Origin of the sequence: Haloferula sp. (genome assembly GCF_049672945.1) — a bacterium.
In the GTDB taxonomy this organism is placed as follows: domain Bacteria; phylum Verrucomicrobiota; class Verrucomicrobiia; order Verrucomicrobiales; family Akkermansiaceae; genus Haloferula.
The window spans coordinates 15,035-36,009 of the sequence record NZ_JBATWY010000146.1; the positions used below are offsets into that span (position 1 = coordinate 15,035).

General features: G+C 57.8%; 18 protein-coding genes and 1 tRNA gene. 13 read left to right on the forward strand and 6 right to left on the reverse strand.

Features of this window, described 5'->3' with window-relative positions:
* Window positions 1-21: 21 nt before the first annotated feature.
* The 4 genes from WBG04_RS13230 to nusA form a co-directional block, all read right to left on the reverse strand.
* Window positions 22-903 carry a hypothetical protein gene (locus WBG04_RS13230; protein ID WP_424314911.1) on the reverse strand — a complete coding sequence of 294 codons (882 nt, stop codon included), beginning with the start codon at window positions 901-903 and terminating at the stop codon, window positions 22-24.
* Between the two features lie 126 nt (window positions 904-1,029).
* Window positions 1,030-1,407 carry a 30S ribosome-binding factor RbfA gene (gene rbfA, locus WBG04_RS13235; RefSeq protein ID WP_424314912.1) on the reverse strand — a complete coding sequence of 126 codons (378 nt, stop codon included), beginning with the start codon at window positions 1,405-1,407 and terminating at the stop codon, window positions 1,030-1,032.
* 79 nt (window positions 1,408-1,486) lie between these two features.
* On the reverse strand, window positions 1,487-3,595 hold the full coding sequence (gene infB, locus WBG04_RS13240) for a translation initiation factor IF-2 (RefSeq protein WP_424314913.1): 2,109 nt from the start codon (window positions 3,593-3,595) through the stop codon (window positions 1,487-1,489).
* 65 nt (window positions 3,596-3,660) lie between these two features.
* The gene (gene nusA / locus WBG04_RS13245) at window positions 3,661-5,061 is read right to left on the reverse strand and encodes a transcription termination factor NusA (protein ID WP_424314914.1); all 1,401 of its coding nucleotides are present in this window, start codon (window positions 5,059-5,061) and stop codon (window positions 3,661-3,663) included.
* A gap of 251 nt (window positions 5,062-5,312) precedes the next feature.
* Here nusA and WBG04_RS13250 point away from each other — a divergent pair, with 251 nt between their 5' ends.
* From WBG04_RS13250 to WBG04_RS13260, 3 genes are all read left to right on the forward strand, one after another.
* On the forward strand, window positions 5,313-5,975 hold the full coding sequence (locus WBG04_RS13250) for an HAD-IA family hydrolase (RefSeq protein WP_424314915.1): 663 nt from the start codon (window positions 5,313-5,315) through the stop codon (window positions 5,973-5,975).
* Window positions 5,976-6,039: 64 nt separating this feature from the next.
* Window positions 6,040-6,112, forward strand: a tRNA-Lys gene (locus WBG04_RS13255).
* A 251-nt stretch (window positions 6,113-6,363) separates the two neighbouring features.
* Complete coding sequence (locus tag WBG04_RS13260; RefSeq protein WP_424314916.1) at window positions 6,364-7,908, forward strand: sulfatase-like hydrolase/transferase; 1,545 nt, start codon at window positions 6,364-6,366, stop codon at window positions 7,906-7,908.
* A 104-nt stretch (window positions 7,909-8,012) separates the two neighbouring features.
* Here WBG04_RS13260 and WBG04_RS13265 read toward each other — a convergent pair whose 3' ends face one another.
* Both WBG04_RS13265 and purM read right to left on the reverse strand, forming a co-directional pair.
* Window positions 8,013-9,938, reverse strand: coding sequence for an amidophosphoribosyltransferase (locus WBG04_RS13265; RefSeq protein WP_424314917.1), 1,926 nt, complete (start codon window positions 9,936-9,938; stop codon window positions 8,013-8,015).
* A 13-nt stretch (window positions 9,939-9,951) separates the two neighbouring features.
* A complete protein-coding gene (gene purM, locus WBG04_RS13270; protein ID WP_424314918.1) occupies window positions 9,952-10,947 on the reverse strand; it encodes a phosphoribosylformylglycinamidine cyclo-ligase in 996 nt (331 codons plus the stop codon).
* 325 nt (window positions 10,948-11,272) lie between these two features.
* Between purM and WBG04_RS13275 the strand changes: the two genes are divergently transcribed.
* The 10 genes from WBG04_RS13275 (at window position 11,273) to WBG04_RS13320 (ending at window position 20,971) form a co-directional block, all read left to right on the forward strand.
* Complete coding sequence (locus WBG04_RS13275) at window positions 11,273-11,923, forward strand: ATP-binding cassette domain-containing protein (RefSeq protein ID WP_424314919.1); 651 nt, start codon at window positions 11,273-11,275, stop codon at window positions 11,921-11,923.
* A 29-nt stretch (window positions 11,924-11,952) separates the two neighbouring features.
* Window positions 11,953-12,720, forward strand: a complete 768-nt coding sequence (locus WBG04_RS13280) for a hypothetical protein (RefSeq protein ID WP_424314920.1) — start codon at window positions 11,953-11,955, stop codon at window positions 12,718-12,720.
* Between the two features lie 43 nt (window positions 12,721-12,763).
* The gene (locus WBG04_RS13285; RefSeq protein ID WP_424314921.1) at window positions 12,764-13,657 is read left to right on the forward strand and encodes a hypothetical protein; all 894 of its coding nucleotides are present in this window, start codon (window positions 12,764-12,766) and stop codon (window positions 13,655-13,657) included.
* Window positions 13,654-14,943, forward strand: a complete 1,290-nt coding sequence (locus WBG04_RS13290; protein WP_424314922.1) for a type IV pilus twitching motility protein PilT — start codon at window positions 13,654-13,656, stop codon at window positions 14,941-14,943. Before WBG04_RS13285 ends, WBG04_RS13290 begins: the two co-directional genes overlap by 4 nt.
* A 32-nt stretch (window positions 14,944-14,975) precedes the next feature.
* Window positions 14,976-15,377: a type II secretion system protein gene (locus WBG04_RS13295; protein ID WP_424314923.1), complete on the forward strand. Its 402-nt coding sequence runs from the start codon at window positions 14,976-14,978 to the stop codon at window positions 15,375-15,377.
* A gap of 129 nt (window positions 15,378-15,506) precedes the next feature.
* The gene (locus WBG04_RS13300) at window positions 15,507-15,923 is read left to right on the forward strand and encodes a prepilin-type N-terminal cleavage/methylation domain-containing protein (RefSeq protein ID WP_424314924.1); all 417 of its coding nucleotides are present in this window, start codon (window positions 15,507-15,509) and stop codon (window positions 15,921-15,923) included.
* Window positions 15,924-16,059: 136 nt separating this feature from the next.
* The gene (locus WBG04_RS13305; protein WP_424314926.1) at window positions 16,060-17,847 is read left to right on the forward strand and encodes a hypothetical protein; all 1,788 of its coding nucleotides are present in this window, start codon (window positions 16,060-16,062) and stop codon (window positions 17,845-17,847) included.
* Window positions 17,848-17,851: 4 nt separating this feature from the next.
* The gene (locus tag WBG04_RS13310) at window positions 17,852-18,385 is read left to right on the forward strand and encodes a hypothetical protein (protein WP_424314927.1); all 534 of its coding nucleotides are present in this window, start codon (window positions 17,852-17,854) and stop codon (window positions 18,383-18,385) included.
* The gene (locus WBG04_RS13315; RefSeq protein WP_424314929.1) at window positions 18,382-19,077 is read left to right on the forward strand and encodes a hypothetical protein; all 696 of its coding nucleotides are present in this window, start codon (window positions 18,382-18,384) and stop codon (window positions 19,075-19,077) included. The genes WBG04_RS13310 and WBG04_RS13315 overlap by 4 nt, the downstream gene beginning before the upstream one ends.
* Before the next feature lie 25 nt (window positions 19,078-19,102).
* Window positions 19,103-20,971: a type II secretion system protein GspD gene (locus tag WBG04_RS13320; protein WP_424314930.1), complete on the forward strand. Its 1,869-nt coding sequence runs from the start codon at window positions 19,103-19,105 to the stop codon at window positions 20,969-20,971.
* The last annotated feature ends 4 nt before the right edge of the window (window positions 20,972-20,975 follow it).

Sequence of the window (20,975 nt, forward strand, 5' to 3'; positions counted from 1 at the left end):
CACCTCCTTTACCAAGCGATCTCAGGGGGGATCCACATCGGGAATGATCGTGAGGAAGAAGTCCGTTTCGACCTGATAAAAGGCCTTGCCTGCCAGCGGGTCCGTCACCGTGTAAATCGAGTCCCCCGTAATCTCCGAATGCCCCTCCAAGTCTTTCCAATCCTTGAGGTCGGGAGACTTCATCACCTTGTATTCCTGGCTGACTTCACGAACAAAGCTGAGCACGAAATCGCTGCCCGTCCTCGCGACGCCTAGTTCGGGCAGAATCGTCTCGGGAAAAAGAACGAAGTCATCGATCGCCACCAACATGCTTTCCGTTCGCGCATCGTTGGCGAAAAAATCCACACCGACTTCCGTCACCGACGAAAGGATCTCATCCGTGAGTTCGACTTCGGTAAATCCTTCATCACCCAGGAGGTACCAAGGGTCTTCCTTGAAATCGACCGTGATGAACACCCAATCATCCGAGCCAAAGGTTTCGAGCCCCCCGAACTCGAGGCTGAAGTAAAAGACGCCGTCGGAAACAAAGTAGAACTCCGCGTAGTCAAGTCCCGCAGCATCCTCAACAAATGCCTCGCATCCCATTCCCGCGATCCGGTTCCCACTGAAGTCCCCCACCAGCTCTCCACGTGAAGATGTCACATCCGCAAGCAGGGAAACGCCGGAACCTGGCTCCACGATCGTGAACAGATCGGGATCACCATCCATGAAAACATCCCACCCCGGCGAATAGAACATGCCGTCGCCAAAGTCGTAAACGAACCAGGACATGGCGTTCGGTTCGTTGTCGAAAGTCTCAACACTTCCACGCACCTGCCCGAACGCCGTCACTCCAATACTCCAAGCCAATAGGAAAGGAAGGATTCGGGCGATGCTGCTTTCTCTATTAAAAATCAATTGCATGGATCCCTGATGACTTCGCTCATTGCCCCTCGGGAGACTTTTTCATCAAAAAGTCATCGGCACAACTTGGAACGCCACGATAGACGCGTGGGGGCCTGGTTTATTCAAGCGACTGATCACCGAAACTCAGGACTCCGCCTGAACTGCCTCGTCATCCGTATCCACGGCCTTGGGAATCTTCGCTACCTCATCCAGCAGGTTGACGATCTCCACGCCACGCTCGGCCGAGCCATCGTGGCGGAATCTCAGAACGGGCGTCGATTTGAGCACCACCCGCTTCATCACCTTGGTCTGAATCGATCCATGCTCACGATTCAATTTATCGACGACGGTCTGAACATTCCCCGCCAGCACCCCGATCCATACCGAAGCTTCCTTGAGGTCCTGGGTCGCCTCAACCGCATTCACGGTCACCAAGGCACCCTGCCACTCGTAGTCGCGCTGGACGACGGCACCAATCTCGCGCTTGAGCAACTCGTTGACTCGGGTCAGGCGTAGGGACATTTTGGATAGATCTGAAATGCTGGAACTCTGAAACCGTCTCTATTTCAGAGTTCCAGCATTTCAGTTTTCAGTGTTTGTCTTAAAGCGTCTGAGGAATCTTCTCAAGGGAGTAACACTCGATGATGTCACCCTCTTGATACTCGTTGAAGTCACCGAGGCGGATACCGCATTCGATACCAACCTTAACCTCTTCCACCTCATCGGTGAAGCGACGCAGTGTCGACATCTTGCCATCGAAGATCGGGACGCCATCACGAATGACTCGGGCGTGGGCTTTCCGGTGAATCTTGCCATCCTTGACGTAAGAACCACCGGCCTTGCCCTTGAGCACCTTGAAGACCTGCTTGACCTCGGCATGGCCGATGATCTTCTCGCGGGTTTCAGGTTCGAGCAATCCAAGCATCGCTTCGCGTGCCTGATCGATGAGTTCGTAAACGACGGAGTAGAGTTTGATCTGCACCCCTTCCGACTTGGCAAGCTTGGCGGCTTTCGCCTCCACCTTGACATTGAAACCGATGACAATCGCATCCGATGAACTTGCCATCTGCACGTCGCCCTCAGTGATCGGCCCCGCAGCTCCCGTCAGGAAGTAGGCCGCGACCTTGTCCGACTTGATATCGAGGATAGCGTTCTTGATCGCTTCGATCGACCCTTGAACATCGGTCTTGAGGATCAACTTGAGCTGAGCTTTCGATCCCCCGTCGGTGACGTGACTGAAAAGATCCTCCATGCGGCTCTTCTTCGGAATGGTCAGGCGTTCGGATCGCTGCTCCTCCTGTCGCTCGGCCGAGAGCTTCTTGGCCGCACGATCGGATTCCATTTCCACCAGCTCATCGCCGACTCGTGGCAACTCCTCAAACCCAACAATCTCAACCGGTGTTCCGGGAGTCGCCGACTTGATCGACTCGCCCCGGTCATTGATGAGACTCTTGATTTTCCCACTGAAAGGCCCGCAGATGAATGGCTTGCCGGTCCTCAGCGTTCCGGTTTCGACAATCGCCGAAGCCACCGCACCGCGCCCTTGTTGAAGCTTGGCCTCAATGATGGCGGCCCGGGCATTGCCTTTTGGATTGGCTTTCAGTTCGAGAACTTCGGCCTGAAGTGCAAGCAACTCGAGCAGGTCATCCACACCGTCACCCTTGAGCGCGGAGATTTCCAAGCACTCGGTATCACCGCCGAAGTCGACCGTCTGCAGGCCTTTCTCCGCGAGCTGGGATTTGACATTCATCGGGTTCGAGCCGGGAACATCAATCTTGTTGATCGCTACGATGATGGTCTTCTTCGCACGCTTTGCGTGTTCAATCGCCTCGATGGTCTGAGGCATGAGACCATCGTCCGCAGCCACCACCAGTACGACGATGTCAGTAATGTCCGCGCCGCGGGCACGCATGCCCGAGAAAATCGCGTGACCCGGTGTATCGATAAAGGTGATTGGCTTGCCGTTGTATTCAACCTTGTAGGCTCCGATATGCTGGGTAATGCCTCCCGCTTCTCCGGCAGTGATTCTTGAATTGCGAATGCGGTCTAGCAGCGTGGTCTTGCCATGATCGACATGGCCCATGATCGTGATGATCGGTGGACGAAGATGGAGCGCTTCTTCGGGCTCATCCTCTGGTGCTTCAGGCTCGGAGACAACCTCCTCCTGCTTGTGGACACCGCCGCCCTTCTCGCGCTTCTCACGTTCAAAGACAAAGCCATGGATTTCACAAACCTGTGCGGCCACATCCGGCTCGATGGCCTGATGAGGAGCCACGAAAACCTGAAGTTTGATCAAGTCAGCAAGCAACTGGAAAGGTTTGAGGCCCATCAATGCCGCCAAGTCGGCGACAATGATCGGCGGCTTGATACTGATGAGTTTGCCATCGCTGACCGTCCCCGGGTCGGTGTCAACCGCCGGCGATTTCTGTGGCGGCGTTGCTGCCGCAGGGGCTGGAACTGCCAGGGGTTCTTCCTCATGGAGGAGCTTGGAAATCGTCGGAAGGACCTTCTTGCCGGACTGCTCCGTCTTCTTGATCTTGGGCTTCTTCTCCTCGGCAAACGGGTCGTAGGCATCGCGCTTCGCGTCCTCGACTGTTTTGACTTGAGACGCCTCCTGCCGTTGCCGTTCACGACGTGACGGTACCTTCGTCTCTCCAATCAAATCGAGAGCTTTGCGTTTCTGGGGCTTCTTGTCGCTGTCTTCGGGCATCAGGCGGGGAATGGCGTTCTTAATGGCGTTCTTACGGTTGCTTCAGGGGAGAAAATTCGATGGCTTCAGCCTTCCTTGGGTTCGGCAGCCACCTCGGAGGTCTCAGGCTTTTCTTCAGTCGCGGGCTCTTCGACCGCTGCTTCCGCAGCGGGGGCTTCCTCTTCAGAAGGTGGAGCAGCTTCACCGCTCAATTCGTCAGGCAAATCGCGTCCCACAATTCCGTGGGCTCGCTTCAAGATATCACGCGAACGCTCTTCCGACACCTCCAAAACAGTGCAAATGTACTCGACCGGCATGTCGACCACCATCTCCGGGCTGGTGCCTCCAGCGGTGAAAAGCTTGGCAGCGAGTTCGTCGTCGATCCCGAGTTGCTCGGCGACCGAGTGAGCCGCATCGGCGATCTTCGCCTCGAACTGCTCCTTCTTGCTCTCGTCCTTCCGGACCTGGACATCCCAGCCCATCAGACGAGATGAGAGTCGGGCGTTCTGTCCACGACGACCAATCGCCTTGCTCAGATCTTCTTCGTCGACCGTGACCAGCACCACGCGCTTCTCTTCGTCGATCGTAACCGAACGCAGCGTTGCGGGTTTCAGGGCCTCACGCACGAACTCCTCCGGGTCGTCGCTCCAACGGATGATGTCGACCTTTTCGTTGTTGAGTTCACGGACGATGTTCTTCACCCGCGCTCCCTTCATGCCGACACATGCACCGACCGGATCAACTTTCGGGTCATTGCTCCACACCGCGACTTTGGTCCGGTAACCGGCTTCACGAGCGATGCCGCGAATCTCGACCGTATGGTCGGAAATTTCATTCACTTCAGCCTCGAACAGACGACGCACGAAGTTCGGGTGACTCCGGGAAAGGATGATCTCAGGACCACGGCCCTCGTTCTCAACGGCGACGACGTAGGCACGGATGCGATCGCCGATATTGTATTCCTCGGTCTGCACCCGCTCACGCGATGGCATCACGCCCTCGAACTTGCCGAGGTCGAGCATCACATCGCTGCGGTCGAAGCGACGAACCGTTCCGGAGACCACGTCTCCCGCACGATCCTTGAACTCCTCGTAGATCATTTCCTTCTCAGCCTGACGCAGACGCTGCATCATGGTCTGCTTGGCGGTCTGAACGGCAATGCGTCCGAAATCCTTCGGCGTCACATCGAACTCCATGTCACCATCGAGTTGAGCTTCTGGATCCCGCTTGGAAGCCAGCTTGAGGGGGACCTCATTGAACTTGTCGACGTAGTCATCATCGGCGACGACCCGGAGAGTGGCATGAATGCGGGTCTCACCCTTCTTCGTATCCACCTCAGCACGAAGCACTTCGATGGCATCAGCACCCGGCACCATTTTGCGGTAAGCGGAGATAAAGGCATACTCGAGCGCGGCAACGACCTTATCTCGGTCGATGCCTTTCTCTTTCTCGTAGTAATCGATGAGAGCGACGATGTCGTTGGTCATGGCTTGGCTTGAGGCAGAAAAGGAGATGTCCAGAGACGCAAAAGAGTGGGTTTTCGCCCACTCCGTAATCACGCCGGAAGTTTGATCGCCGGAGGCTCTATGGCGGAACGCCTTGACTTGCAAGTCCAATCTCCGAATCCAGGGCGAGGAAAATGGGCTGATTTTCCCCATTTCAGCACGATTTTCCGTTCCTCGGGCCGACAAGGTCCCCGCGACTGGACCGGACAGGCCGATCACCCCATTCTGCCCCCATGATTCAGGGCATTCTCTTCGACGCTGCCGGCACCCTCATTGAACCTACAGAGCCGGTGGCGGAGACCTATGCCCGCCTGCTTTCGCCTTATCTGGGACCGCTGGACCCCGCCGTACTGAGTCCCAGGTTCAAGCGGGCCTTCATGGCCGCAGGCGATCCCGCATACGAAGGGGCTTCACGCGGCGATTGGGCGGAGCGCCAGTGGTGGCGAAAGGTCGTCGAAGGCACCCTCGAGCGGGAAATCTCGGATGAAGCCTTTCACGCCGTGTTTGATCACTACGCCGACGGTGAGGCCTGGCGGGTTTACCCCGAGGTGGAGGACGTCCTTGATGCCTGCTCGCAGCTCGGATTGCGCTGTGCGATTGTTTCCAATTTTGATCTACGCTTGCATCGAATCCTCGACGATCTGGACCTTCGTCCGCGATTTGATACGGTCATCAGCTCGGCCGATGCCTCGGCACGGAAGCCCTCGGCAGCCATTTTTTCCATGGCTCTCAGTGATCTCGGTCTCCGGGCAGATCAGGTTCTTCACGTCGGCGACTCCTTGCAATCCGACCTCCACGGGGCCCGAGCCGCGGGAATCGAAGCCTTCCATCTGAAACGCCCGGCCGAGAATCTCCGGTGCTTCATGAACTGGGCTGGCAACCGGCTCGAGTCGTAGAGGGATTTTCTCTTGCCAAACGATCAGCTCACCCCTACCCCCTCCCCGCCCCACGGCGAAAAACGCGCGGATAGCTCAGTTGGTAGAGCACTCGGCTTTTAACCGATCGGTCCTGGGTTCGAATCCCAGTCCGCGTACTTTCTTCCCGCTCCGGTCTTGGCGACCGTCGAGCGGCGGACTCCATCCGATCGAGCCCTTCGTTCGCCCCGAATTCGCCCCCAAACTGCGACACCCTTGGAAGAACGAGGAAAAGGCCTACGTTGACTGATGGCGGGCTCCCAGGGATACAGGGACCAGCAAAAAGACGATTTTCTCGACTCTTGCATGAGGGCAAAATGGCGAGCCAGATCCAATCGCTTTCTCAACTTCATCCACCACAAGCCATCGCATGAAACCGAAACACTTCATCCGTCGAATCGGAACCTCCCTCCTTTGCATGGTCGGCACCCTCACCGCGGCCGGGAAACCCAACGTCGTCATCATCTACGGCGACGATGTCGGCTTCAATGATGTCAGCGTGAATGGAGCCAAGCTGATCAAGACTCCGAACATTGATGCTCTCGCCGCGGCAGGACTGAACTTCACCGATGGTCATTGTTCCGCCGCTACCTGCACCCCATCCCGTTTCAGCCTGCTCACTGGCGTTCACGGCTTCCGCTACGGAGTCAGCATCCTGCCTCCGAACGCTCCGCTCTCCATTCCAACCGACATTCTGACCCTTCCCAAACTCTTCAAGCAGGCCGGTTATCACACCGGAGTTGTCGGCAAATGGCACCTGGGCATCGGCAAGAAAGGCGTCGCCACGGATTGGAATGGCGCGGTCAAGCCGGGCCCGCTCGAAATCGGCTTCGACTCTTCATTTCTTCTCCCCTCCACCAACGATCGCGTCCCTTGCGTCTATCTCGACGGCCACCATGTCGTCGGACTCGACCCAAAGGACCCGCTTCATGTCGGCAACACGCTTGCCGACGTGCAGCGGCCCGGCAGCACCCAATATCCGAACGGCCTCACCCAGCCCGAGGCGATGACCTACTACCAGAGCACCCATGGCCACAACAACAGCGTGATCAATGGTATCGGTCGCATCGGCTACCAGTCGGGAGGAAAGTCCGCTCTTTGGAATGATGAAACGATGGCCGATGAGTTCGTCAAGCAAGCCAAACGCTACATCGCGGACAACAAGGACAAGCCCTTCTTCCTCTACTTCGCCTCGCAGGACATCCACGTCCCGCGCGCCCCCCACCCGCGTTTCAAGGGCTCGACCAAGCTCGGCTTCCGCGGTGATGCGATGGTGCAATTCGACTGGTCGACCGGTGAAATCATGAAGGCTCTCGAAGAACACGGACTAACCGAAAACACCATCGTCATTTTCTCCAGCGACAACGGTCCGGTCTACGACGATGGCTACGATGATGGCACGACCGTTCACACTTCGACCAAGGAAGCAGACAATGGTCACGATGGTTCGGGCATCTGGCGCGGCGGCAAGTACCAGATCTACGAAGGCGGCACTCGTGTTCCGCTGATCATTCGCTGGCCCGCCCGAATCAAGCCCGGCACCTCGAAGGCCATGGTCAACCAGATCGACTTCCTCGCGTCCTTCGCATCCCTGCTCGGGCTGGAGCTCTCCAAAGACCAGGCCCCCGACAGCCGCAATACCCTCTCTTCCTTTCTCGGAGAGAACGAAGAAGGCCTTCCCTACATGATCCAGGAAGCCCGCACCTTCGCCCTCCGCACCGGAGACTGGAAATACATCTCCAACACTCCTCTCAGAAGGAAGCAGAACGGAAAGAATCCCTCCAAAAAGCCGGAGCTCTACAACCTCGAGTCCGATCCAGGCGAGCAAAACAACCTCATCGACCAAAACCCCGAAAAGGCCGCGTCCATGGCCAAGAAGCTCGATGAGCTGATTGCAGCCGACGGCGTTCGCTAGCTCTCACACGGTAGCACGACCCCAAGCCAGAGAAGCTTCACGGGAAGCCTTGAATCCCCCTGATCTCGCGATCAAAGGATCCATGACTCACTTGAAGCAAGATGCTACAGCGGCAAGTCGTAGCTCCGGCCTCCGATGCCGTCGAACCACCTGACATAGGCAAGATTCACGGTCGCATAGCCGCCCGGCGTTGGGTAATCACCCGTGAAATACCAGTCTCCGCAAGGACCCTTGATCGCAGCATGAAGATTCTCGATGGTCTGGAAGATCACTTGGACTTCTCCGTGCCACTCATTTTCTTCGGGAGTCACCATGCGGCTGATCTCCGCGGAAATCTCCTCGGCGGTGAATGGGTCGTAGACTCCCTTCACCCGATTGACCATCTGGTCGGCTGGCTTTTTCAACTCCTCGCGACACTCCTCGTAAATACGATCTAACAGCGACTGACGACCGGCCCGACGATGCAGCGCGACCGCCGCCTGGAAGGCAATGAACTTACCGAGCTCGGACATATCGATCCCGTAACAATCCGGATAACGAATCTGCGGTGCCGTCGAGCAAACCACGATCTTCCGCGGCGAAGTCCGCGAGAGGATCTTGAGAATCGATTTCTTGAGCGTGGTTCCACGGACAATCGAATCGTCCAATGCCACCAAGGCATCGTTCGGCTTCACGACTCCGTAAGTGATGTCGTAAACGTGAGAGACCAGCAGATCGCGACCCTTCTCCTGGGCAATGAAGGTGCGCATCTTGATGTCCTTGTGCGCGATTTTCTCACCACGTGGCCAGTTGCGAAGAATCAGGTCATCGAGCGTCTTCTCGTCGAGCGTCCCTTCGGCCTGCGCCTTGAGGATCTCCGAACGGACCTGCTGCCGACGGAATACACGCAAGCCATCCATCAGCCCGTACCACGCCGTTTCAGCTGTATTGGGAACGAAGGAAAAGACCGCATTTTCCATCGGCCCTTCAATCGCATCCACCACTTGATCCACGAGTGCGGCTCCCATCGCCTTGCGCTCACGGTAGATCTGCGGATCGTTGCCACGGGAAAAATAAATCCGCTCGAAGGAGCAGGGCAGATACTTTTTCGGAGTGGCAAACTGGCCATCGTGAATCGAGCCGTCGGACTTGATCGTGATGACCGCTCCTGGATCGAGCGCCTTGACCTGCTTCTCGTCGGCCTCGAACACCGTCATCAACGGCACACGCTCCGAAGCAAAGGCGATCACCTCATCGGTGATCAGCATGTGGCATGGCCGGATTCCGCAGGGATCCCGCATCACGAACATGTCGCCATTCCCGACTGCTCCGCAGATGGTGTAGCCCCCATCCCAAGGGGCCGCAGACTCCGCCACAATCCGCTCCAGATCGAGCTCCTTGGAAATCATGTCCGGCATGTCCTTGCCGGAAACATTTTCATCGCGAAGACGCCGGTAGATGTCGGTGTGCGCCTCATCGAGATGGAATCCGATTTCCTCAAGCACCGTCTGGGTGTCCGTGCCAAACACCGGATGCTGCCCACGCTCGATCAGCGTCTGGTTCAGCGATCCCGTATTGGTCATGTTGAAGTTCCCCATCACCATCAAGGTCCGCGTTGGCCAGTTGCTGCGGCGCAAATAGGGATGACATGAGCCTCCATCGAACTCTCCGGAAGTCCCGTAACGGAGGTGCCCCATCAGCACCTCTCCGCCAAAGTCAAAATGCTCGCGCACGACCGCTGGATCCTTGGGATCGAGCCCGGATTTACGGCCCATCTTGAAGAGATTCTTGATTTCCTTTCGGAAAATCGCCGAAAGCGCATCCCGCTCACTGCTCCGCCGGCGAAACACATAGGGTTCTCCGGTCGGCACGTTGAGTTTGTTGCAACCGATCCCGATCCCGTCCTGGCCGCGATTGTGTTGCTTCTCCATCAGGAGAAAGAGCTTGTTGAACCCCCACAGCGCGCTGCCGTAGCGGTCGTGGAAGTATTCCAGCGGCTTGCGCAGGCGCACCGCTGCAATGCCGCACTCGTGGGTTAGAAAATCGCTCATCGGTGAAAGCTGATCATTCGCCGCGGACCCTTACTCGAACGCCCTCAGTGTCAACCATGGTTCCAAGCACCGTCCCACCAGGGCCAGCCTTCACCGCTGCGTCCGCATCCTCCGGCGCCACGATCGCCACCCATCCGAAGCCCATGTTGAAGGTATGGAAGCGGTCGTCGGCGTCCACATGAGACAACAACTTGTCGATCCCCGGCAGCTCCCACTTGGGAATCTCAAGATCCGCCCCGCAACCACGGAACAGACGCTCCAGATTCTCGGGGAGACCTCCACCTGTGATATGGGACATCGCCCGCGGCCTCACGCCGGCCTCTTTCAGTCCGGCGACCACATCGTGATAGAGACGGGTCGGCCTCAGCAGCACCGCAAGCTCATCTTCGGTGATTTCTCCCGGAAACTCCTTCAAAACCCGACGCACCAAGCTCCAGCCATTGGCGTGAATACTGTCAGAAGCGTAGCCAACCAGCACATCACCCACTGCGATTGTCGTAGGATCAATGAGTTCCGACTTCTCCGAACATCCGATGCAGAATCCAGAGAGCTCAATCACATCTTCAGGCACGATGCCCGGCATTTCCGCCGTCTCACCACCCGCCAAAATACAATTGCACGCCTCCAGATAATCCGCCATCCCCCCGATCAGGCGGGTGATGCGGTCCTCGTCGAGCTTGGAAATCCCAATGTAATCCAGAAACATCAGCGGATCTCCGCCGGTCGTCAGGATATCGTTCACGCTCATGGCGACCAGGTCCTTGCCTGCAGTTTCAAGCAAATCCCGCTCAAGGAGCAGCTCCAGCTTGGTCCCGACGCCATCGCATCCCGTCACGATAACCGGCTCGCGGTAGGCACTCAGATCGTAACCGGCCGCAAAGAGGCCAAACGCCCCCAAAAGCCGACGATTCTTCTGAGTCCTGGCCACGTGGCCCCGGATATCACCCACTAAGGCGGCCGCTCGTCGCGTATCCACCCCAGCCTGCTGGTAGGTCAGTTTTCCCGCCATCCTTTCGAAGTGGCGGGGTTGTAACAGCCCGCCCTCACCCGTCACGCAGAAAAGCCCCGAAACCCCCCGAAGGAGAAAATTAGGTGGCGGAGCTCCAAAAAAACCCCGAATTCCAAAATCATTTATTAAATAAAACCTTACTAATAAGCTCTCCTGATAGCTTTTCCCACCTGACTGACCACCAAAGTTGAAAAACGTTCAAAAAAATATTGCAAATATTTCCTAACATTCATAAAAACCAAACCAAGTCGCCGCCGAAGTATTTAATTAACCTTGAATATTTAGGTCCCCTGGATAGAACCACCTTACTTCCCTGATCATTTCCATGTCGGACGGAACACCCCACCTCAAGCTCAGCTCTGGATTGACCATTGGTTACCAGACGCCGCTCGCCAAGACCGTGGACTCCATCAATCTGGAATCCGGAACTCACTTCCTGCTCGCCAGAAACGGCCGCGGAAAGACCACCCTGCTTCGAACCATTTCACGCAGCCTCAAGCAGATTGATGGTTCGGTCGAGGCAGAGGGAAGAATGCAGTATGTTCCCGAGGATCTCCGCTTCGATGAGGAAATCCCCGTTTTCGCCATTTTCAAGGCCATGATTCCCGCTGCCCGTCTGGCAGCCGCCTCGGAACTCGCCGAGCGCATCGAGCTCGATCTCAAGAAGCCCTACGGCAAGCTTTCCACCGGCAATCGCCGCAAGACCAGCCTCATCGTTGCTGAGTATTCGCTGGACCCTAGCGTTTCAAACATCCTGCTGCTCGATGAGCCCTTCAGTGGTCTCGATGCCCATGCACGCGCCGCCTTTGAAGACATCTGGAAGATGAGCGCCGACAAGACCCTGCGTCTGGTCAGCTGCCATCCGGATTATGATTCGATGGCCATGCCGAGCGCCCTGCTCATTCAGGACGGCACCATTCAGCACACCAACGACGCCTCGCAGACCTGGACCCAACTCAAGAACCAGCTCAACTAAGCGTCCCTCCCTTTTTTCCCGAACTAGCCATGCGACTATTCAAGCTCACTCTGTCCACCATCTTCCGCCGGAAGTCATGGGCGATTTGCGCCCTTCTGGTTCTGATTTTCCCCTTCGTTCTTCCTTACCTCTCAAGCAGTACGGAGAACCCCGTACTTTTCAAACCTGCGCTCGCCCAGGCAGCCTGGAGCCTCGCCTGGCTTTGCGCGATCTTCTGGGGGCTCTTCGCCGCCTCGACTCTCGGTGAGAAAAACGCCCGCTCCGGCACAGGCGAATACTTTCAGTCCACCGGCATCTCGCCAGGCCGCCAACTGGTAGAGATCTGGGCAGCCGTCTCGATCTTCGTCGCCCCACTGGGTCTCGGCGCCGCCCTTGTCTGCATCCTTGCAGCCAGCCCCGCCCTTGCTGACGAGCGGAGCATGTGGATCGCCACCAATCTGCAGTACTCGATCCTCTTCGCGCTCGTTGTCCTGCCACTCATCGCGCTCGCATGCTCGATCGCCTCCCGCTTCGGAGGACTCACCGGATTCATTCTCTCCGCCGGCCTCTGCAGCTACGGTCTCTATGGCGTCGGCTACATGAAAATGCTGCTAGACCTCGGATCCAACCCGATCGCCAAGTGGCTTTGGACCGTCTCTCCCCACTACCATCTTGCCGACCCGACCGAACGCCTGCGCTACAAGCTCGGGGCCATCGAATGGGGTCAGTTTCCTCTGCTCCTCGCCTACTTCGCAGGCATCCTGCTCCTCTACGTTGCGATTTCCCGGATGATCTTCCGAACCAAAGTCTCCGCCTGACAAGCGCCTGCCGATCAGAATCATTCAAGTGCCCGTCCCAGCCATGAAATTCCGAAACACTACCACCATCTGCATCCTCGCTATCGCGGGTGCCGCTGTCTGGACGTATTCCGGTAGCCGCCTTGAACAGAGCGGCGCTTTCAACTTCGAACCGAATCCATTGGGCATCAAGCGCAGCCCCTACGGACAGGTCATCGCCATGGCAATCCAAGGCCGCATCGACGACGACTGGCATGGCACTTTAGAGAGTGGTGGCCCCGCCGACGGCGACACTGCCTCATCCTGCGGGCACAGCCATTGTGAGGAACCCTGTGGCAGCTCCGAGAAAGTGGCGCATGCGAAGCCTGATCTCATCGACAGGATCACCGCCATCGCGACCAAACGCACCAACCCCAACCCGAAGACTCCCGCTCACAAATTCTACCTGCGCCGCGAGATCGAGAAAAAGCTCCGCTTTGCCTACGAACTCGATCCATCCCACTACGGGAACTATAATAGTTACCATCTCTTCCTGACTCACGACAGCCTCGGCACTTCCGGCGATGGATACGAGAAAGGCAGCCAGCGGGCCAACGCCCTCTCTGAGGCCACCATCCGCTACTGCCTCCGCGAAACCAACGACCCGCGACCCGCTCTCACCGCTGCCACCGCCGCCCATAACATCCTGCAGTACATGCTCATGGATCCGGAGCAGCGCTACACCCCTGAGCAGATGCACCAGCAGCTCACGGTTGTCGATTTCTGCCTCCGCCGCCACTTCGAACTACTCGAAGAGGCCTCCAAGAACGGCACCTGGGATCTTCTTTCCAAGCTCCGCCAGCAGGAGGTTCTCGACCGCTCCACCTTCACCATGAAGATTCGTGAGAGCGCTGAAAAGGCCATCATCCGCATCGACAACGAAACACTCCACCAAGCGGCAAGTTCCGAAAAGTCATGAGTGTCTTCACCGCAGCACACGACTCCCCGCCTCCGATCCCGGCCGCCAGACCGGCGGTTCCCGATGCACCGGTTTACTTCCGGCCGGGCATGCGCGGCAGCGAACTCCTCGGCATCATCTTCCGCGTCTGCAAGGAACTCCGTGTCTCCGATATTCAGATGCGTTCCGAGCGGCCGGTTTACATCCACACCAACAAGGGCGTGGAGAAACTCGAACCTCTTGGCATTCTCACCGCTGCGCACATGGATGAGATCCTCAAGGAACTCATCTCCAACCGCGAGAGCGGCAGCCACGGTTTCGGCGAGGAAAACAGCCTCGAGAGCCGCACCGAAGAAAAGATCGCCATCGCCATTCGCGACTTCGCCGAGCGCAAGGTCGCCGATTTCTCCTGCGACGGCATCCCGATGGGTGACAACGGGGAAAAGTCCGGCCGACTGCGTATTCAGGCCCACCTCAGCGCCTCGGGTCTCGGAATCACCTGCCGTATTCTCAACGATTTCATTCCAGAACTCTCGTCACTCGGCATCGATCCCGATACGAATTCGATTCTTCGCGCCGCCGTCCAGAAGCGTGCCGGCCTTTGCTTGGTGACCGGCCCGACGGGTTCAGGCAAATCCACCACGCTTGCTTCCCTGATCGACTGGCTCCGTCAGAATCACCCGAAGCATATCGTGACGGTCGAAGATCCGATCGAATACCAGTATCCGGACGACATGGAAGACCCGGAGTTTCCCGGCCGTCGCACGCCCTCGCCTTCGATCGTCACGCAGCAAGAAGTCGGACGCGACGTGCACTCCTACCGCCAGGGACTCAAGGACGTGCTCCGGAAAGCACCACACGTCATTCTCCTCGGTGAGATCCGCGACCGCGAGGCCATGGAGACCTGCATGGAGGCAGCTCAGACCGGTCACCTTGTCCTGTCCACCCTTCACACCACCGGAGCGGTCAAAACCATCGGTCGTATCCTCGAACTGTATCCGCGCGAAAGTCACCTCTCGGTGCTCTCCCGCCTCGCTGAAATTCTCGTCTTCATCCACTCGCAAGGACTGCTCAACGGCGTCGAACGCCGCGTGCTCACCTACGAATTCCTGCAAAACAACGACGACGCCGTGTCAAGCGCAATTGCCAACTACGATGGCGGTGCGAGATCACTCGAAGACGTAATATCCAGAGCGGGAAATATCGAGTGGGATAGCAACCTCGAACGACTTCTCCGCCAAGGACTCATCACCCACGAAACTTTCGAGAACGCCAGAATGAACCGCGACGACTCCGAAGTCCTCTGAACCAACGCTCCCATCTTATCACTTCCACCCGCATGAAGCCACCACGCTCCAGAGACATCAGCCGACCAAGCGGCATGACCTTGACCGAATCGGTCATCGTCATCCTCGCCCTGGTCGCTCTCGTTGCGATGGTCTTCGTGAAGAGCAGCAACCTCAGGAAGCGTTCGGACCAGACCGCCTGCCTGAACAACATCAGCAACATGCAACTGATCGTCCGCTCCTTTCAACGCCTTCACAACCTGGCCCCGAACGCGCCGCTCAACATCGAGCACGAATTCGTCGGACCCAACAAACCGGTCGCCAACAGGCCCCACTGCCCCAGCGCTGGCCACTACACCTACTCCTCCACGATTCCCCCGCTCGGCAGCCTCGCGCTGAACTGCTCGCTCGCCACCCAGGCCGCCCACCAACCACCGAACTACCAGCACTGGTAAATCCAATTTCCAATACAATCTCGAGACCGCCGGCAGAAAGTAAACGACCTCATGGTCAAAGCCGATCACCGACCGATCTCCAGCTGAAGAAAAGACAAAACAACACACCCTAAACACACACACACACACATGAAACTGAATCAACACACCAAGCGTAAGAACAAAGGCATGACCCTTCTTGAATTGACGGTCGTCATCCTCGTTCTTCTTTCGCTCATCTCGATCCTCTTCATCGGCGCCCGCGCCTGGAAGAAGGGTTCCGACCGTTCCGCCAACATCCTCAACGTGCGCAACGTGCAGCAGGCTGTCCGCGGTCACGCCAACATGAACGGAATCGCCGAAGGAGACGGAGCCACCGCAGGTGGTGCCGTAGCCGCAACCGTCATCTTCCCAGCCTACTTGTCTGAGCCAACGCCTCCAGCGCCATCGCTTGCGGCGTACACTTACCTGGGAACCAACCCAGCTGTGGGAGAACTCTACATCACGAATCCTGCTTCGGATCCTGAGTACTTCTACACCTCAGCGAGCGAGTACGCCGAGTGGTAAATCCAGCAGGTTCGTTCGACTGATTCTCTAGCTCGGACGACCCATCATAAACAGCCTCCCGCCGCTCGCGGCGGGAGGCCATCTCTCCCCACCCTTTCGCTCCCCCCATCCATGCAACTGTTCACCCTGTCCCATTTTGGTCGCCACCCAACATCCATCGGAGCTCAATCCGCTCCAACTCTATCGCCAGGCCTCTTCGTTCCTGCGCGGCACCAGCCGTGCCACGAATGACGGATGGTATCAGAGTCCTTTCGAACAGGAGTTTCAACTCCACCTCCGGATCGACGGCACACGCGCCGATTCGTGGATTCACCGACTTTCCACCGGCGCTTGGACCGCCGGTCCCGAGCTATCCGAGGAACTGATCCTCGAGCCCGCCAAGGCCTCCGCCTTTGCCGCCGAAGCCATCGCGATGGTCAGCAAGGACGGCGCCACCTCACTCGGCATCGTCCTCCATGTCGCCGATGAGTTCGCCACCACCGAGATCAAACCGGAACTCGACAATCCCGGTGCCCTCGGCGAACTGCGCGAGACGATCGTTCATGATCCTTTTTCCGTCCTCGACGACTCCTCTCTTTCCGCCGATGACCACTCATGGAGGCTGATGCCCTACACCAGCTCTGGTGACAGGGCGATCGCCACCGCGATCATCCTGAGCCGGCAAGCCTCGGAGTTCGTCGCCGCCCTGCGGGCCTGCGGCAACCTCAAAAATTTCCCGGTCGTCGTCACCGCGGTGAGCGCCCCCTTGCTCGCGCTGCTGACCTTGCCGGAGATCAAGACGGATGCCTGTGGGGCTCCAATGATTGCGGTTCTCCCGTATTCCAGCTTCACCGTCCTCGCCTTCTTCAATGAGCACGGAGACCTGCTGCTGCTACGCACCCTCCAGCACCGCGGTCAGCGCCGTCCCTCGAACCTCCGTCATGCCGTGGCCACCACCGCCACCGCCTTGGAAATGTCCAGCCCGGAAGTCATTGTCCTCCCCCTCTCCGGCGATCCGGATGCCCAGATCGTTCCCGATCTTAAAACGGTCTTTGAGAGCAGTACCATCCGCGAGGTCGATTGGTCGCAAACGCGTTTCAGTATCGCCAACGCGCCCACCGTCACCCCGGAAATGATCATTTCGGCAAGCAACAAAGAGGCCCCGGAAACACCCATCGCGAGTTCCCACACCTTCTCCACCCTGCTGAGTGAAGGCTGGACCACCCAGGATTTCCTGCCGATCCCAACGGCCGAAGCCGACGTTTTCCCGATCCGTGGAGAAATGAAGCTGCTTCGCATCGCGAAATTCACCCGAATCGGCCTCGTCGCCGCGGTGTTGCTGACGCTCTGCTGGGTCGCTCTTTCTTCGCTGAGCATGCTCCGCAAACCGGAGTGGGCCTTCGACCAGAGAGAAGCCGCCGCTCTGGACGGACGCTTGAAAATCCTCGGACTCGAACGCAGGAAATCGGAACACTGGGAGAACCTTCTGGAAGATCGATCCAAAGGCTGGGCCTCGATGGAATTCCTGGCACGGCTTTTCCCGGACAAGAGCGGATTCCTCGTCAAAAGTTACACCCATACCAGCTCACCGGAAGTCGCCCCAGGGCAGACCCATGCCGGCTTCATCAAGGAATGGCGCATCAGCGGTCTGGCACGGGAAGAAGCGCTAGAGCGGCTCGCCGACCTGAACACCCGCGAGGGCATTTCGGCGGCCTTCACCGAAGTCGCCCGCGTCACCGGAAACCAAGCCTACCGTACCGATCTGCCCAGCCGCAGCGTCGTGGTCAACGTGAAGACCCTCGAACACGGTGCCTACAAGCCGATGCCTCCCGAGGATAGGGTCGACGGCGACCCGAGCAGCTACCCCTTCATGTTCGATCTCACCATCACCCAGCGCTTCGAGGCCGCCGACCCGATGGCCCTCAACGTCGCCAAAGCACCCTGATCCGATGAACCGCTACCGTCAATCCATCGCCATCTTCGGCTTCACCCTGCCCATCATCATCGGCATTGTCTTGATCGCCGTCGCTGTCATGGTAAAGGCCAAGATCCAACAGGCCTTCGACGAGAAGATCGCCCACTTTGAGGGCTTCGAGAAGAACAAGATGATGGCTCTCACCCTGGAGGCCGAAGTCAGTAAGAAGCGACAGCATATCGAACGCTGGCAAGCCCTCGTCTCGGATGAGACCGCCAGCTCCATCACTTCCAATCTCCGCGAGATCGAAGACCGCCTCCCATCCAAGGAGTTCCAGAAGACCGCCCAAGAACATCCGACCGGCAGGAAGGGCTTCGCCGGAGCATCGGCACAGAACTCCACTCAGGTCGGTCTCGCTTTCCGCGCCACCTACCGCTCCATGCAGAAGGCCCTCCTCGAACTCGAAAGCCGCATGCCTCAGCTCCAACTTCAGGAGATGCGCATCGAACCTAGCAGCCAATCCAGCAGCCTGAGTGTCCAGGTCACCTACACCGCTTGGGAAGAATGAAAGTTTACCACATCACCCTGTCCACCCTCATCCTGTTCGGTCTGAGCACGAGCTTGGGTGCCCAGTCCGCTGAAAATTTCCAGTTGGAAGACAAATCTAACAATGACGTACTGCAGAAGTCTGCGGACGTCGTGCAGATGCAGGTCATCGATAAGGAAGCCGAGTCCGAGCTTCTTGCATCCCCCTCACGTTATGCGGGACTTGATCTCGACAACTATGTCCAGGCGCTCTCAAGTTCGTTCTCCATGCGGACACGCGACCTCGATCCCTTTGCCCGCCACCAGGATCCGAATTTCAAACCTCCCCAACCCGTAGCTCCCCGGCCCGGAATTTCGAAACCCCAGCCAGAGCCCGTCACGCCCTTCTCGGATATCATCGCTCGAATCAACATCACAGCTGTGGTGCCCGCCAAGCAACTCTTCTTGGTAGGCGAACGCAGTTTCCGCGTCGGTGACCGGATCGAACTCGATGTTGGTAAGGAAAAGCCGATTTCCGTCCATGTGATGGCCATCGAGGCCAACTCCGTCAATTTCCGCCATGGGATCACCGGTGAAACAGCAAATCTCTCCCTCGGACTCACACCTGAAGGCATGGAGCGCGGCGTTGCTCTCCATCCTCCGGGCATGGTTTCAAAGAACTCCCCGGCTCCACTCGATGCCCGCCCTGACAACCCCGTCTCTTCCCGCCGCTGAATCTGACCACAACCACCTAACGGCAATGAAAATGAAATCCGCCTTACTAATCGCAGCCTGCTTCGTTCTTCCGAGCCTGTCCTTGCACGGACAGGATGAAGCCAACACACCCGGCGGTGATCTCTCGCCACCGGTTGATGCTGGCTTACCTGATCTTCCACCACCGCCCGCGCCTCCTGCTCCAGGAAGTCCCGGCGACGTCAATTTACCAATCGATGGATCGAGTCAGCCAGGCGGGCTCCCACCACTTCCAACGGATCAACCAGGGTTTCCACCGGTTGAACCGGTCACTCCGCCAAGCGAGCCAATCAATGCAACCGGAGCAGAAGAGGGTACCGAACAGCAGATTCAAGAATCAGACGAAGGCTATCTCATCAAGGATGCTTCCCTCAATGACATCTTCCAATTCCTCGCCAAGCAAGCCGGCCGCCAGTATTTCCACAATGTGAAGATCGCCACGCCGGAGTATCGCGTGACCGGTCACCTCAACGACGGCAATCCCCTGCAGCAGATGGAGGAACTCGCCTTCATGTATGGCCTGATGCTTTATACCAAAGGCAACACGGTCTATGCCCTCACTCAGGCGCAACTCAGCCAGCTTCCCAACACCGAGTTCACTTACCAACTCAAGTATCTCCGCCCGACCGACATCGAGCAGATCAAGGCACTGATCCAACCGGTCCTCACTCCCGGTACAGGCATCGTCAACTTCGAGCCAAAGACGAATACGATCATCATCATCGATACCTCGCACCGGATCGAACAGGCCCGCTCGATGCTGCACAACATCGACAAGCAAAAGAGCCAGATCATCGTTGAGACCAAGATCCTCCGCGTGAACAGCGAGGTCGCCGAACGCACCGGTATCGATTGGTCCGGATCCCTCGGCAAAGACGGCACCGCCATCAGCCTGTCACGTGATCTCAACTCGGTTTTTGGTCTCCCATCCTCTCCCGCCTCCTCCATCCCCGGTGGTGCCGACACCAACCTGGTCTTGAGCCCCATCGAACTCGACGGCGTCCTGCGTGCATTGGCAGAAGGTGCACTCGTCACTCAAATCTCAAACCCAACTCTCATCACCGAGGACAACGAACAAGGCTCCATTTCGATCATTGATCGGGTCCCCATTATCACCACGACCACCAACCAGGGAACCGGCGATGTTTCAAGCGTGAGTGAAGAGGTCCGTTACAAGATTGACGCCAGCGATCCGAGCATCACGGAGGAGCCGGATAAACACCGGGAAATCGGTATCTCAATGGTCGTCACCCCACAACTCCTGCCGGACAGCACCATTCGTATGAGCCTTCGCCCTCGTTCCGCCCAGATCGTCGAGGAAATCGTCAGTGCTCAAACGGGTAACCGCTACCCACGGGTCACCGAGTCCATGATTGAATCCATCTCACGGGTCCCAGACGGCCACTCTCTCGTCGTCGGAGGCTTCTATGGCGAGGCCGATTCGAAAAAGGACAACAAGGTGCCGATTCTCGGTGACATCCCGTTCCTGAACTTTTTCTTCAAGAGCAGTGAAACCACCAAAGAGCAGTCCAGCCTCGTCTTCATTGTCACACCCTCCTCATATGACCCGACGAGTATTCGCTCCACCGGCATCCACTCAAACCAGATTCACACCAGCCTGAGCCTCACCCGCGACCACGACTGGGTGGATCCGCAAAATCCCGGACCCGCCTATGAGCCGAATCTCCGCCGTTCACTGCGCGGACTCGAGCCACAGCCGGCACCCTACTATCCGAGAACTGACGAAATGCCGACCGAGCAACCGGTCCGGGCACGTGGCACCTCGCCGAAGTCACTGAACTCCTCACCCGTAGAAGCGATGGACTCAAGTGCTGGCAGCAGCCCGACCCGCTTCAGCCGCGCCCGTCGCCGCTGATCAC